We start from the raw sequence: 13,744 nt of genomic DNA, 5'->3' as shown, positions 1-13,744 counted from the left end.
TATAACATCAGTTCTGATAACAGTATTTGTTGTCTTCGCATTAATATCCTGGAAAGTTTCAAAAGTACTTGAAGCACCAGAAGATAAATGTCAAAAAAATTAATGATAAAGTATAAAATGAAAAATTATATAACCAAAACTGTTGTGGCGGTCCTTTTAATCACAACATTCATATCCTGTAAAGTCTCGAAGGATATCGAAGTTCCAAAAGATGCATTTCCTGATAATTTCAGGAATGCATCCGCTTCAAGCGATACCACAAGTATTGCCAATTTGGAATGGAAAAGTTTCTTTACAGAGAAAGACATCGTAAAACTGATAGACAGTGCTATTACAAAAAATAATGATTTGCAAATTGCAACTAAGAACATTGAAATTGCACAATATCAATTAACGCAGGCAAAATGGGGAAATATTCCGGAGCTAAATCTACTTGTAAATGCAAGTACCAATCGTCCATCCGAAAATAGTTTTACAGGTCATAACTTAAGTCAGGCTTTGCAAACAAACCATATCGAAGATTATTCGGCAGGGATCGGACTATCATGGGAAGCAGATATTTGGGGTAAAATCCGTAGCCAGAAAAAAAGTGCTTATGCAGGATATCTTCAATCCGAAGAAGTGAAGAAAGCATTACAAACAACAATAGTTTCTAATGTTTCCAAAGGATATTATAACCTTTTAATGCTAGATTCACAGTTAGAAATTGCTAGAAAAAACCTGAAATTAAATGACAGTACAACCTTCATCATCAAGTTAAAATATGATGCTGGCCAAGTAACATCATTAGCCATTCAGCAATCGGAAGCACAAAAACTAATTGCGGCACAATTGATTCCTTTATTGGAACAAAATATTGCAATACAAGAAAATGCATTAAGCGTATTAACAGGTTCATTCCCTAGTTCTAAAGAGCGAACAATCACGCTAAATTCAATTCCGTTAAAAGAGAATCTAACAGCAGGAATTCCGTCATCATTAGTAAGACAAAGACCCGATGTTAAAAGTGCCGAATTGGCCTTGGTAAAAGCAAATGCAAGCGTAGGAATTACAAAAGCAAACCTATACCCATCGCTTAAAATCACAGCAAACGGAGGTTTAAATTCGTTCGAAACAAGCAATTGGTTTAATATTCCAGCTTCATTATTTGGAACAGCAATTGGTGGATTAACACAACCATTGCTAAACAATAAAAAGATCAGAACACAATACAATATTGCCAAAGCCGAAAGAGAAAAAGCAGTATTAAATTTCAGACAATCAGTATTGGTTGCCGTTAGCGAAGTATCAGACGCATTAGTAAAAATAGAAAAACTAGAAAGACAGCAATTCTTTCTTAAAGAACGCGTAAAAACGTTACAACAAGCGATAACCAACTCGAATATGTTGTTTAAAAACGGAATGGCAGACTACCTCGAAGTAATTACAGCACAAGCTAATATATTACAAAGCGAGTTGGAACTTGCCAATATTAAACGTGAACAATTAACTGCCAATACCGAATTATATCGCGCACTTGGCGGAGGATGGAAATAATAAGGTTTTATTATTAATTTGAGGCGGGAACGCTGTAAGACTTAGGTTTTGCAGCGTTTTTTTATTACTTAAAATTGTCATCCTGAGCGGAGTCGAAGGAGGAGCTATTTCCTGATGTACACTATATCTTTTATGGCGAACACCGCCACAAAAGGATGCCGTTTCCATCAGGGCTAAAAATAAAATTTCATAGAAAGACAATTACATTTATTACGAAAACAATTACATTTACTGGACTTATTACCCCACATTTAAGTCAATTTAAAAAACTAATTACCCTAACTAAAACAAAATGAAACATTTATTAAGTATTGTACTTATTCTTACACTATCATTTCAGGGAATTTCCCAGAAGAAAAAAACTAAAAAGAAATCTAAACCCAAAACAGCAGTAGTAACATCAGACATAGCAGTCGAAGATATGTACGTTACAGAAGAAATAGTAATTGATACATTACGTATATCACAAGGAAAACGATATGTATTATTAGTTGATGTAGATAAATACTCAGGTCAAAGTGAAGTTACTTATACTTTCGCGGAAAGAACTGAAAAAACAGAATTGATAGAAAATTTTGGAAAAGAAAATCTGGAAGTAATAACTATTAATAAATATACTTATGTAGTTTTCGAAAACAAGCAAACACTGGACATTAGCGGTGAAGGTCAATCCTATCAAGCATTTGCCTATTGGAGCGGAAAGATAAAAGACGATGTACAGGTAAAAGAAGGTACAAAAATGGCTACCGAATTTGTCGCAGAACAAATGGGGGTAAAAAAGGAATCTTCCTATGTCATTAATACTAAAAAATATAAAAAAGAAGTCGCTTCATTACAGAAAAAAAATAAAATTACATCAAAATCCAGAGAAGTAATGAATGCTTTATTAAGTAGTTATGCTTTACCAATAACTGAAGTTCAATTAGAAGATATTCCGGTATATCAACAATCAAACGCAAAAATAAAAACTATAGAATCTTATTTGTTTAAAAAAGGCGGAACCAAAACACTCTTAAAAAGCATTTATTTAGATGAAAAAGGACTCCCTACAGCAATATCATATTATGACAGAGATGGAGGTGCTAAAAGCAAAAAAGACTATGTTTATAAAGACGGAATGCTTGTACAAATAAAAAAAGGGGATGAAGTAACATTATCTATCAATTACGATGATAATAAAATGATTTTTACTGGAAATGTTGGGGATGCAAATGAAACAAGAATCGTTTGGCTTGAAAATGGAAAGCTATTGGTAAAATCATATACCTTAATGATAGATGACAAATACTCATACATGAACACTCTTGTAGAAGAAAAAATTGAAGACAATTGTGTTTCGTATTCTATCAACAACGTTCGCTGGTCAATAAATTGCAGTAGTCAAGCTAATATTTTTCCATTTATTCATAAATATACTTCATTTCAAAATGGTGATATACTTCAATTCACAAAATCTAAAATAGAGAAAAAAGGAGAAAAAACATTCGAAAAATATTACTCTAGTGCAGAACGAGAAGAACAAAATGATATTTTTAAATTATGGGGAACTTTTCAGTTAAATGACCAAAATTTGGTAAGTACTTACAGTTTTTCAAAAGACAATAAAAAGGAAGTTATCAAAATAGATTATACGTACTACGAATAAGTTGTCATACTATTTTCAGAAAATACTTTTTAAACGCTGTAAGACTTAGGTTTTACAGCGTTTTTTTTATGAAGCCAATCCTGTTACGCATTGTAAGTGTCGGAATTCCCATAAAAAAATGTCGTTCCCATCCTACGATGTATAAGAACAAAAAGTGAACACGAATTTCACAAATTGACACAAATTTTAATGGTTAACTTAGTTTGTGAAATTAATTCCACAAACTAATTCGTGTCAATTCGTGAAATTTGTGTTTAAAATTCATTTGTAATATTTGTGTCCATACGGTAGGTTCTCATCAGGGCAAAAAAACAAAATTCAGAAAAAACAAAACATATTAAATCACATATAAAATATACTTTTGTAGTTATCAATACGATCTGTTTTAATAAACCATAACCAATATGAAACTCATTTACAACTTGCTTTTTTGCTTAATTTTTATAAACTGTATTTCCCAAAATAAAAAGATTTCTAATTGCGGAACCGAAGATTTGGCAATACAAACAATTTCGAAATTAAAAGAAGTTCAATTACAACAAAAATATATAGATTCCATTTCAAACCATACAAAAGGAGTCTCCTATATGACTGATGAAAAAATCATTAAAAACAAAGCTTATTATGAAGTCGCTACTGGTTATAATGGTGAATTGCGTTGGGAAACCTATTATCTTTTTTATGTAAATAAGAAAAACTGCGATGATATCTATGTAAATGAAGTCGTTTCTGGTGATATTATTTCAATCGCACAATGGAGAAAACTGAAAGCAAAAAAAGCGAAATACTAATTGACTGTTCAAAGTCTCCTTACTTCACACAGCATGAAACCTTTGTCAAAGTTTTTTTAACTTTGACAAAGGTCGCGCAAGATTGAGATAACCAAAATATTCATAACACTTTCTCCTTAATTAAATACTTTTGATAGGATAATAGAAACTCATGACATTCAATAAAGATAAATACAGCAACGATTTAAAATTGAAATTCCTAAGCTATGCTCCTATTACAGATGCTTCTTGGAAATTAGTTGAAGATATTATTGAATTCCAACTCCTAAAAAAAGGAGAAATCCTTTTAAGAAATGGACAGATTGCCCGAGAAATCCATTTTATATGCAAAGGAGCATTAAGAGCCTATATCACCGATAAAGAAGGTAATATCTATAACAAAAATATCTTTCTTGAAGGCTATTTTGCAGGTTCAAAAGTTTCATTATTACAACAAACACCATCAAATTTTACAATCGAAGCGCTAGAAGATTGTATTCTTATTGCCATAAACTACAAGAAGTACAGAGAGCTAATTAATCAAAATGATGATTTAAAAAATTATTATATTGCTTATCTCGAAAAAAATTGGGTAATCGAAAAAGAACAAAGAGAAATCGCATTGGTTATGGAGAATGCAACCGAAAGATACCTTGACCTTCTTGCCAAACATCCTGATATTTCGCATCGAATTCCCCTACTCCATATCGCATCACATTTAGGAATCACGCCAACACAGTTAAGCCGAATAAGAAAAACTTTAGACAAAAATAGCTAAATCAACATATGTAAAGGTTCAAGTAAAATCCTAAACATATCTTTGTTCTATATTCCGCTATAAATAGTATCGAAATGAAAAAAAACGCAGACTTAATCGCAGACAATATTAGTAATCTTACCCGTTTATGGAATACAGTAGGAACACCTTTTCAATCGAACCATAAAAATGATACATTCGAATATTGCAAAATAGAAAACTCAGGTTGGCCAAACAAATTGTGGTTTAATCAAGACCTTACACTAGATAGTGCCGAAAAAGCAGTTGAAACACTACAATCCAATCCTAATTTGGTTATTCCGTATTGGAATATTTACGGAACAAATTCTAATGAAATTCTGGAAGCCAAAGGTTTGATAAAAAAAACCGAGCAAGTAGCAATGGCATTAAAACTAGACAAACCATTTGAACTACAAGACACACTAGAATTTAAACGTATTTGGAATAGTGAAGATGCTAAAATCTGGTCTGATTTATATCCAAATGCATTTGGTTATGTTATTAGCAAAGAGATACTAATTCATAATTACAACGAAGTACAATTTCATTTAGTCACTTACCAAAACCAGCCAATAGGCACTTTTATGTTATTCCAAACCGAAAACAACGTCGGAATCCATGGCGTGGGCGTAATTCCTGAAATGAGAAGAAAAGGCTTCGCCGAAGAAATCATGAAATATGCTCTTAATCTTTCGATAGATTTAAAAGCCGAATATGCATTACTACAAGCATCCGTAATGGGAAAAGGCATCTACACTAAACTTGGCTTTGAAGACTTGTTTATTATAAAAAATTACATTTTAAAAAGTGAATAAAAATTTTAAACCATTAAGTGATTAAGAAAATTAACCGCAAAGAACACAATCCCGACGCTTCGGGATACGCAAAGACTGCTAAGTTTTTGACAATCTAATTCTCATAATATTGTCTTTCTGAGGAACAGCAGCATCTCCACCAGAAACTCCATAATCTATGTCGAGCTACTAGCGGAGACCCTTCCTACGTCAGGGTGACAAAAATGAGAGTAAATGTCTGTGAAAAGATAAAAAAATCCTTCTAATCCTTTTAATCTGTGGCATTAAACTTAACTTTCCTTAATCTCTTAATGGTAAAAAAAATCCGTTTAATCCGCGTTCCATTCATCGTAATCCTCCTAATCAGTAACACAAAAAACTTAACTTTCCTTAATATCTTAATGGTTAAATAACCTTAATAGTATAAAAAAGCGATTGTCGCATACGCCCCTAAATTAGTCGTAAATGCGTATTTAATCAAAAAAAGAACAACTGTAAGTTTGTATAAGTAATTAATAACCACTTAAAAAACTAACAAAATGAAATCAACAAAAATTATTTTCTGGATAACAACCATTATCATTTTCCTATTTGAAGGAGTTATGCCAGCCTTTACTTCGCAAACCGAACTAGCAAAAGAAGGAATCAGACATTTAGGTTATCCCGAATACTTCGGAAATGCATTGGTAGTATTTAAAATCGTTGGCGTATTACTATTAGTAATCCCTACAATTCCTAATCGTGTTAAAGAATGGGCTTATGCAGGTTTTGCATTCGACTTCATATTTGCTTCAATTAGTCATTGTGCTGTCGATGGAATTGGCTTTCAAGTATTCTTCCCATTAATTTTTTTGGTAATTTTGATACTCTCATACACCAGCTATCACAAATTATTGAACTACAAATCATCAAATTAAATCTATGCTAACTTAGATTGTCTATAGAGGTACGCGGATTAAACGGATTCGCTATCGCGAAAACACGGATTAAACAGATTTTACATTTATCATTTTTAAAAATCCGTTTAATCTGCGTTTTTACTTTTGTAAATCCATATCATCCGCGTTCCTTTCGCAAAGAGTTAGATAGATTAAAAAATAAACTAACAATCAATACGTTATAGTTTAAAATCAGAAAACCCATGATAGAAGTTTTCAAAACAAATGTTCAAGAAGTAGAGCAATCCCAAATGATTGTTGCAAAACTTCTTGAGCATTTCCCTAATGGCAATATAAACTTTGACTTAGAAGATTGTGATAAAATTTTGCGTATTCATGATCTGAAGATTTCAAATAAAAAAATAATCGAACTACTTAATTCGTATGGGTATCATTGCGAGGTACTTCCGTGATAAAACAAATACACAAATAACTGATTTTTAATACTTTAAAAATATTAAAAAGTGTAATTTTATTCTATTATTAAACTTTAAATTATAGAAAGATGGAAATCCCAACAACACATCAAGCTGTAATGCCTTATTTAATGCTAAAGGGAGCTTTAAAATTTATAGACTTTACAAAAAATGTTTTTGATGCACAACTAATAACAAGTATGCATAAACTACATGAAGATGGAGAAACAATAAGACACTCAGAAATAACAATTGACGGAAGCACAATAATGTTTACCGATGCAACAGAGCAATGGAAACCTCAACCAGCGAACTTATTTGTTTATGTAGACAATGCCGATGAAACCTATAAAAAAGCTCTAGCTAATGGCGCCACAACATTAATGGAATTAAGTAATCAGGATTATGGCAGAACCTGTGGTGTAACCGACCCTTTTGGTAATGTATGGTGGATAACATCATCTGTAAATAGATAATAAACACAACCTTTAATTAATCAATAAAATGAAAACATTACTCCAAAAAAAAATCACTGAAACATTTGAGCAGCTCTACAAAATACTTTCTTCACTTTCAGAAACGGAGCTAAATACAGTTCCTTATGAAGGAAGCTGGACAGCTGGGCAAGTACTGCAACACCTCATCCTGGCGAGTTCTGGTTATCCTGAAATGTGCAGTGGTCCAACAGAAAAAACAACTCGTGAACCCGACGAAAAAGTAAAAGATATAGCAGCTCTTTTTCTAAACTTCACCATAAAAATGCAAGCTCCAGAATTCATAATACCATTGGATAAAAAATACAATAAAAATTCGCTAACTTTATCTCTGCAAAAAATAGAAGAAGAATTATTGCATGTATCCGAAACTTATGATTTAACTTTAACATGTCTCAATTCAGAAATTCCAACATTTGGAAAATTCACAATTTATGAATGGATTAATTTTTCTCTTATTCATATACAAAGACATATAAAACAGTTAAATACAATTTATCAGGAAGTAACAAAAAAGTAAGTTTACCAAGTAATCTTAGGCACTAAACACAAACAAACATTTACATGAAATCAAAAGTTGGAACAGTTTTATTATCAGGTTTGGTTGCTGGCACATTGGATATTATTACCCCTATTCTTATTTATGCCGTTATTTTACAAAAAACTACTGCTCTTAAAATTTTACAATCTATAGCTAGTGGTGTTTTTAAACAAGATGCCTACTCGGGCGATACAAAAATGGCATTTTACGGACTCGCATTTCATTTTATAATTGCGACCATCTTTGCTTTATTCTATTTTAAAATTTATCCGTACGTTTCGTTTTTAAAAAACAATACTATAATCTCAGGAGTACTATATGGAATTTTTGTTTGGATTATAATGAACCTAGTTGTTCTGCCAATTGTTTTTCCAATACTACCTGCCAAAAGTTTAGATTTTCCGTTACTATTATCAATCCTAATATTGATTTTTTGCATCGGGATTCCTATTGCATACATTACAAAAAAATACTACACATACACATCAAATCGGTGATTACAAAAAAAGTCCCAATGAGATAAAACCTATGCATTAAAGAATTGATTTAACTTAAAAATTATTATCATGGCAACAAAAGATTTAAACATTGTATTGGTTCATGGGGCATGGGGCGATGGCTCACATTGGCAACATATTATTCCTGCTTTGCATAAAGAAGGATACAAAGTGCGAAGCGTACAAAATCCGTTAACATCACTAGATGATGATATCCAAAAAACAAAGGATTTAATAGATGCACAAGATGGCAAAGTATTATTGGTAGGACATTCTTATGGAGGTTCTGTAATAAGCGGCGCAGGACATCATGACAAAGTAGTAGGTTTGGTTTATATTGCGGCATTTGCACCAGATAAAGGTGAAAGCTTAGGCGGTATATTCGGACGCAGAGAACAACCTGCGGGCGGAGCAAGCATATACCCTGATAGCAAAGGTTTTTTATGGATTAAATATGATGAATACCATAAAAGTTTCTGTCAGGATTTAAATGAAAAAGATACCCTGACTATGGCTTTGGCACAAAAACCTATTCATAGTAGTTGTTTTGGAGCAGAATCTGGAGAACCAGCCTGGAAAACTAAACCAAGTTGGTATCAGGTATCCAATAACGATCATATGATCCCTCCTGCAACTCAAATAGAAATGGCTAATAGAATGAATCCTAAAAAAATAATTCATTTAGACGCAAGTCATGCTTCATTGGCTTCACACCCAAAAGGAGTATTAGAACTAATTCTGGAAGCTGCAAAAGCTGTTGAATAAATAACAGTTTTTTATTTTACTTAAGTAAAATAATTAACCTGTTAGAATAGAGTTTCTGTTAACACATAGTAACATAGCTTAAATAACATAACAAAGATGTTTTCCAGAATTCATCGTAGGTTATAATTTTAAATTTATGTTCCTATGTGTTGATTTTTTTATACTGGCTACAAACTAAAATAATATAAAATAATCATGGCAAACCAATTAACAGTTAACAATAGTATCGAGATAAATGCTCCAGCCGATAAAGTATGGGATGCATTGACAAATCCTGAAAAAACAAAAGTTTATATGTTTGGTTGCGAAGCTTTGTCTGATTGGGAAGTAGGAAGCGAACTTCTTTGGCAAGCCAATTACGAAGGTCAGGACTTAGTTTTTGTAAAAGGACATATTGTAAGCATAGAACCGAATAAAAAACTTATTTATTCTACATTTGACCCAAACTCTACTATTCCCGATATTCCAGAAAATTATCTAAATGTAACCTATGAATTGGCCGACAATAACGGAAAAACAATCTTGAATGTTTCTCAAGGCGATTACTCAACTGTGGCAGATGGACAAAGAAGATATTGCGAAGCTTTAAATAATGGAGAAGGTTGGAATCCGATTTTGGTAGAAATAAAAAAACTAATAGAAGAAAATTAAATGAGTCCAATGTTTTTCGAAAATCAATCTGAGTTTAGAAAATGGTTAACCCAAAATCATCTACTCGAAACGGAATTACTGGTTGGTTTTTATAAAGTAAATAGCAATAAACCAAGTATGACATGGTCACAATCGGTAGATGAAGCACTTTGCTTTGGCTGGATTGATGGCGTTCGCAGATCTGTTGATGCCGATAGTTATTCCATACGTTTTACACCCAGAAAAGCTACAAGTATTTGGAGTGCTATAAATATTAAAAAGGTCGAAGATTTAACAGAACAAGGATTAATGCAACCCGCAGGAATTGCTAGTTTTAAATTGCGAAAAGAAGATAAATCCAGAATTTATACGCACGAAATCGAAGAAGTTCACTTTTCTGATGAATTTGAGGAAATTTTTAAAACCAATGAAAAAGCTTGGAATTTCTTTCAGGCACTTGCACCTTCTTATAAAAAAGTTTCAAAAAATTGGGTCATGAGCGCTAAACAAGAAACTACAAGAATAAAACGCCTAAACGAACTTATTGCTGATAGTGCAGAATCCAGAAATAAATGGAAATATTAATTACTAAAAACAATTATCAAATTGTATAACTCAAAACCATTTAAGTCATTTAAGAAAATATAAGCTTTAAATACTTCTCTTAAATGAACTTACATAACTTACATGGTTTCTTTTATTAAAAGTTCATGGTTTTAATAAATTACTATTTAGCCATATAACACAAACCATTTATTCTTACTTTTGGTTAGAACAAAAATTATGAGAAGCTAAATGATTGATATAAAAACTTTTGACAAGACAATTGGTTTAGAAAAACCGAGACGGGTTTTAAAATATGTTTTAATCTTTTGTACTTCGGGTTCAGTGACCATTTCAGTAGATGAAAATGAATTTGAGTTAACAGAAAATACTGTTCTTACCATTACCTCAGGACAAATTCATTATTTTAAAAACATTCATAATGCCAAGGGAATTGTTCTTGAATTTACTTATGATTATTTCTGCAAAAATGATAATGACATCGAATTAATCTTTCATAATGGTTTGTTTTGCCACTTTGCAATGAACGAAGTTATTCCTGTAGATAATAGCGAAACCATACTACAAGAATTGCAATTAATAGAAAAAGAATTAGCCGAAACTCCCTATCAATATCTAATTTCTACACACAGCCGAATTGAGTTAATTTTGATTGAAATAAATCGTTCTAAAATAAATCGTGGTGACGAAATTTATAAACCCGATGCTTTATTTCTTGCCTTTCTGGAAACAATACTTAAAAACTTTGAGAAAAACTTATCTGTAAACGAAATTGCCACTTTACTTGGTACTACAGAATCTAAGCTAAATGAACTCTCTAAACTTCATACTAACAAAACGGCACAGAATGTAATTTTTGGGCTAATCATATCCGAAGCAAAACGCCTTTTTACCTACGAGAAATTATCGGTAAAAGAAGTTGCATATATGTTAGGCTTCAATGATCCTTTTTACTTCTCTAATTTTTTCAAGAAACATACCAAAATAGCTCCAAAAACATATAAAGAAAAAGTCATGATCTAATAGTACATGCTTTTTCTAATATTCTCTATTCTTTAGCGAATAACCATATTGCACCTTTGTCCTGATAATAATTACTAATAAAAAAGTAAATGAAAAAACATCAGGACACAGCAACTTTGCTATTACGTATTGCGCTTGCAATTGGTTTTTTATCGGCAGTTTCCAGCCGTTTAGGTTTATGGGGAGAATACTCTTCGGGATGGCAAAACTTTATTGCCTATGCTGAGAAAGTAAACTCTTTTGCTCCCAAAAACAGTATTTCACCTATTGCAATACTAAGTACACTTTTAGAAACCCTGTTTGCATTAATGCTTTTGATTGGCTACAAAACCCGATTAGCAGCAACTGGAGCAGCAATCCTTACATTATTATTTGCTCTCGCAATGGCTTATTCTTTTGGAGTAAAAGAACCATTAGATTATTCGGTCTTGGTATTTTCTGCAGCCGCATTTCTTTTGGCTACAATGCCACAATACCGTTGGAGCATTGACGAATTACTTCTTAAAAACAAAAACTAACCCTAATTTAAACTATACACAAAATGAAAAAGCAAATCACAAAAAGTAACGAAACCAATTGGAAACCGCTAGTAGAAGAAGGAATAAAAACAGACGGTGTTTATGTAAAAGTTCTACGCTTTGACGACGCTACACAAAGGCCTCCTACTTTTTTATTAAAATTTGATGCAGGTGCCTCCTACCCTAATCATAGTCATCCTGCTGGCGAAGAAATATATGTCTTAGAAGGCGAAGTACGCTTTGGCGCAGACCAATTAAATAGTGGCGATTATTTGTATATGCCACCAGGAAGTACACATTCGGCATTTTCTAAAAACGGATGTACCATGTTATTCGTTGTGCCAGAAGAAGTTATAATATTAAAATAGACAGTATCCATTTTTTAAAACGAACCTTCAGGATGAATATTTTGAAGGTTTTCTTTTTTATTTAAACTCTTAACGTATTGATAAATAACATTTGATAAGTTACAGTTTTGATTACCTTTAAAAAAACTAACTCAAATGGAAACACAATCCTACAACAATCACATTCGGTATTATAAACCTCATCATTTTGTTTATTATCCCGTATTATTAATATTACTTGTTTTTAGTATCTATTTTTCCTTTACAACCGATGACACAATTATCTGGATTTTTATAAGTCTGATATTAGTTGTTTTATTAGGATTAGGATTTATGCTCCGTCAGCATTATGCATTAACGTTACAAAACCGAATCGTAAAACTAGAGCTTCGATATCGGTATTTGTCGATAACAGGAAAAAGATTGGAACTTATCGAAGACCAATTAACCGATGAACAAATATTTGCATTACGATTTAGCCCAGATAATGAACTTAATCTACTAATCGAAAAAGCGCTGGATGAGAATCTCTCAGGAAATTCTATCAAGAAATCCATCACAAACTGGAAAGGTGATTACGAGAGAGTATAGTTTTTCTCGCAAAAACACCAAGTCGCCAACTTAAAACTATTTAAACCATGTAAGTGATGAAAGTAAATATAAGTGTGATTAGTCAACTTAAAACTTAACTGAACTTACATCACTTACATGGTTAACTTTTTGTAACAATTTTAAATTTGTGTAAGCGTCTAATTAAACTTTTATAAGCATTGGTATTTAAAGAATATTTTTATTCTTCAATCTATCTAGTAATTCTCTTTTATAAGTAATTCCTATAGGCAATCGTTCCTTTTTAATCACAACAAAATCTTTATCAGTAGCTTCTATTTTGTCCAGAGCAACAATATAAGATTTATGAATGCGCATAAAACCCAATTCGGGAAGGCCCTTTTCGAATTCGCTAGTTGTAATAGATGCCAAATAGGTTCTTTTTGTAGTGTGTAATTTTACGTAATTACCAAAACTTTGTGCAAACAAAAGATTCTCCAATTCGAGTTCGATAAAGTGACCATCTACTTTTACAGAAACTGTATTGGCAATAATTTCAGCAGGTTTATTTTGAACATTTTCGATAGAAAAGAAACGGTCAATTGCTTTTAAAAATCTCGGAAAATATATAGGTTTTAGCAAATAATCGATCACTCCATAATCATAACTTTCCAAAGCAAATTCTGAGTAAGCAGTTGTCAGGATTGTTTTTGGTGGTGATGGGATAATCTTTAATAATTCTATACCCGTTATTTCAGGCATATTAATATCAAGAAACATTAAATCGACTTTATTCTCCCTAAGATAATTCATGGCTTCAATGCCATTATAACATTGAAAAACTAAATCTAATTGTGGATTTTGCTTAATATAATTCACCAAAACATAATGCGCAGCAGGCTCATCATCGACAATAATACATTTTTTTGGCTCTTTCAT

18 protein-coding genes are annotated in these 13,744 nt (G+C 32.0%); 17 read left to right on the top strand and 1 reads right to left on the bottom strand.

Translation table 11 applies throughout. From position 1 onward, the window contains the following. The first annotated feature begins 117 nt into the window (after positions 1-117). From ACJ6WR_RS20685 to ACJ6WR_RS20605, 17 genes are all read left to right on the top strand, one after another. Positions 118-1,536: a TolC family protein gene (locus tag ACJ6WR_RS20685; RefSeq protein WP_086895969.1), complete on the top strand. Its 1,419-nt coding sequence runs from the start codon at positions 118-120 to the stop codon at positions 1,534-1,536. 292 nt (positions 1,537-1,828) lie between these two features. After that, the gene (locus ACJ6WR_RS20680) at positions 1,829-3,181 is read left to right on the top strand and encodes a hypothetical protein (RefSeq protein ID WP_409416351.1); all 1,353 of its coding nucleotides are present in this window, start codon (positions 1,829-1,831) and stop codon (positions 3,179-3,181) included. A gap of 404 nt (positions 3,182-3,585) precedes the next feature. Further along, on the top strand, positions 3,586-3,972 hold the full coding sequence (locus tag ACJ6WR_RS20675; protein WP_409416350.1) for a hypothetical protein: 387 nt from the start codon (positions 3,586-3,588) through the stop codon (positions 3,970-3,972). 151 nt (positions 3,973-4,123) lie between these two features. Further along, on the top strand, positions 4,124-4,729 hold the full coding sequence (locus ACJ6WR_RS20670) for a cyclic nucleotide-binding domain-containing protein (RefSeq protein WP_323491286.1): 606 nt from the start codon (positions 4,124-4,126) through the stop codon (positions 4,727-4,729). 74 nt (positions 4,730-4,803) lie between these two features. Then, positions 4,804-5,544: a GNAT family N-acetyltransferase gene (locus ACJ6WR_RS20665; protein ID WP_409416349.1), complete on the top strand. Its 741-nt coding sequence runs from the start codon at positions 4,804-4,806 to the stop codon at positions 5,542-5,544. Positions 5,545-6,062: 518 nt separating this feature from the next. After that, positions 6,063-6,440, top strand: a complete 378-nt coding sequence (locus ACJ6WR_RS20660; protein ID WP_409416348.1) for a DoxX family protein — start codon at positions 6,063-6,065, stop codon at positions 6,438-6,440. Positions 6,441-6,664: 224 nt separating this feature from the next. Then, positions 6,665-6,874 carry a hypothetical protein gene (locus tag ACJ6WR_RS20655; protein ID WP_039115779.1) on the top strand — a complete coding sequence of 70 codons (210 nt, stop codon included), beginning with the start codon at positions 6,665-6,667 and terminating at the stop codon, positions 6,872-6,874. Positions 6,875-6,966: 92 nt separating this feature from the next. After that, entirely contained in the window at positions 6,967-7,353 is a 387-nt protein-coding gene (locus ACJ6WR_RS20650) for a VOC family protein (RefSeq protein ID WP_039115780.1), read from the top strand. Positions 7,354-7,381: 28 nt separating this feature from the next. Next, positions 7,382-7,891, top strand: coding sequence for a DinB family protein (locus ACJ6WR_RS20645; RefSeq protein ID WP_409416347.1), 510 nt, complete (start codon positions 7,382-7,384; stop codon positions 7,889-7,891). 44 nt (positions 7,892-7,935) lie between these two features. Continuing rightward, a complete protein-coding gene (locus ACJ6WR_RS20640) occupies positions 7,936-8,409 on the top strand; it encodes a DUF1440 domain-containing protein (protein ID WP_409416346.1) in 474 nt (157 codons plus the stop codon). 69 nt (positions 8,410-8,478) lie between these two features. Then, a complete protein-coding gene (locus tag ACJ6WR_RS20635; protein WP_409416345.1) occupies positions 8,479-9,174 on the top strand; it encodes an alpha/beta hydrolase in 696 nt (231 codons plus the stop codon). A 195-nt stretch (positions 9,175-9,369) separates the two neighbouring features. Next, positions 9,370-9,825, top strand: a complete 456-nt coding sequence (locus ACJ6WR_RS20630; protein WP_409416344.1) for an SRPBCC domain-containing protein — start codon at positions 9,370-9,372, stop codon at positions 9,823-9,825. Then, positions 9,826-10,389, top strand: a complete 564-nt coding sequence (locus tag ACJ6WR_RS20625; RefSeq protein WP_086895922.1) for a YdeI/OmpD-associated family protein — start codon at positions 9,826-9,828, stop codon at positions 10,387-10,389. It abuts the gene before it with no gap. A gap of 210 nt (positions 10,390-10,599) precedes the next feature. Beyond that, positions 10,600-11,391, top strand: coding sequence for a helix-turn-helix domain-containing protein (locus ACJ6WR_RS20620; RefSeq protein ID WP_409416343.1), 792 nt, complete (start codon positions 10,600-10,602; stop codon positions 11,389-11,391). An 89-nt stretch (positions 11,392-11,480) separates the two neighbouring features. Then, complete coding sequence (locus ACJ6WR_RS20615; RefSeq protein WP_409416342.1) at positions 11,481-11,909, top strand: DoxX family protein; 429 nt, start codon at positions 11,481-11,483, stop codon at positions 11,907-11,909. Positions 11,910-11,932: 23 nt separating this feature from the next. Beyond that, entirely contained in the window at positions 11,933-12,277 is a 345-nt protein-coding gene (locus tag ACJ6WR_RS20610) for a cupin domain-containing protein (RefSeq protein ID WP_409416341.1), read from the top strand. 135 nt (positions 12,278-12,412) lie between these two features. Beyond that, the gene (locus ACJ6WR_RS20605) at positions 12,413-12,847 is read left to right on the top strand and encodes a DUF6526 family protein (RefSeq protein WP_409416340.1); all 435 of its coding nucleotides are present in this window, start codon (positions 12,413-12,415) and stop codon (positions 12,845-12,847) included. 186 nt (positions 12,848-13,033) lie between these two features. On the opposite strand, the gene ACJ6WR_RS20600 is transcribed toward ACJ6WR_RS20605, so the two are convergent. After that, on the bottom strand, positions 13,034-13,744 hold the full coding sequence (locus tag ACJ6WR_RS20600; protein ID WP_409416339.1) for a LytR/AlgR family response regulator transcription factor: 711 nt from the start codon (positions 13,742-13,744) through the stop codon (positions 13,034-13,036).

The organism is Flavobacterium sp. PS2, from assembly GCF_046250155.1.
Classification (GTDB): Bacteria; Bacteroidota; Bacteroidia; order Flavobacteriales; family Flavobacteriaceae; genus Flavobacterium.
The sequence above is the reverse complement of the archived record's forward strand: the minus strand, read 5'-3'. Positions and strand labels throughout refer to the sequence as shown.

Excerpts from the sequence above, each read along its gene's own strand:
- ACJ6WR_RS20610 (WP_409416341.1), top strand. The coding sequence starts at position 11,933 with ATGAAAAAGCAAATCACAAAAAGTAACGAAACCAATTGGAAACCGCTA.
- ACJ6WR_RS20620 (WP_409416343.1), top strand. The coding sequence starts at position 10,600 with ATGATTGATATAAAAACTTTTGACAAGACAATTGGTTTAGAAAAACCG.
- ACJ6WR_RS20640 (WP_409416346.1), top strand. The coding sequence starts at position 7,936 with ATGAAATCAAAAGTTGGAACAGTTTTATTATCAGGTTTGGTTGCTGGC.
- ACJ6WR_RS20685 (WP_086895969.1), top strand. The coding sequence starts at position 118 with ATGAAAAATTATATAACCAAAACTGTTGTGGCGGTCCTTTTAATCACA.
- ACJ6WR_RS20635 (WP_409416345.1), top strand. The coding sequence starts at position 8,479 with ATGGCAACAAAAGATTTAAACATTGTATTGGTTCATGGGGCATGGGGC.
- ACJ6WR_RS20605 (WP_409416340.1), top strand. The coding sequence starts at position 12,413 with ATGGAAACACAATCCTACAACAATCACATTCGGTATTATAAACCTCAT.
- ACJ6WR_RS20655 (WP_039115779.1), top strand. The coding sequence starts at position 6,665 with ATGATAGAAGTTTTCAAAACAAATGTTCAAGAAGTAGAGCAATCCCAA.
- ACJ6WR_RS20600 (WP_409416339.1), bottom strand. The coding sequence starts at position 13,744 with ATGAAAGAGCCAAAAAAATGTATTATTGTCGATGATGAGCCTGCTGCG.
- ACJ6WR_RS20625 (WP_086895922.1), top strand. The coding sequence starts at position 9,826 with ATGAGTCCAATGTTTTTCGAAAATCAATCTGAGTTTAGAAAATGGTTA.
- ACJ6WR_RS20650 (WP_039115780.1), top strand. The coding sequence starts at position 6,967 with ATGGAAATCCCAACAACACATCAAGCTGTAATGCCTTATTTAATGCTA.
- ACJ6WR_RS20645 (WP_409416347.1), top strand. The coding sequence starts at position 7,382 with ATGAAAACATTACTCCAAAAAAAAATCACTGAAACATTTGAGCAGCTC.
- ACJ6WR_RS20680 (WP_409416351.1), top strand. The coding sequence starts at position 1,829 with ATGAAACATTTATTAAGTATTGTACTTATTCTTACACTATCATTTCAG.
- ACJ6WR_RS20670 (WP_323491286.1), top strand. The coding sequence starts at position 4,124 with ATGACATTCAATAAAGATAAATACAGCAACGATTTAAAATTGAAATTC.
- ACJ6WR_RS20660 (WP_409416348.1), top strand. The coding sequence starts at position 6,063 with ATGAAATCAACAAAAATTATTTTCTGGATAACAACCATTATCATTTTC.
- ACJ6WR_RS20675 (WP_409416350.1), top strand. The coding sequence starts at position 3,586 with ATGAAACTCATTTACAACTTGCTTTTTTGCTTAATTTTTATAAACTGT.
- ACJ6WR_RS20615 (WP_409416342.1), top strand. The coding sequence starts at position 11,481 with ATGAAAAAACATCAGGACACAGCAACTTTGCTATTACGTATTGCGCTT.
- ACJ6WR_RS20665 (WP_409416349.1), top strand. The coding sequence starts at position 4,804 with ATGAAAAAAAACGCAGACTTAATCGCAGACAATATTAGTAATCTTACC.
- ACJ6WR_RS20630 (WP_409416344.1), top strand. The coding sequence starts at position 9,370 with ATGGCAAACCAATTAACAGTTAACAATAGTATCGAGATAAATGCTCCA.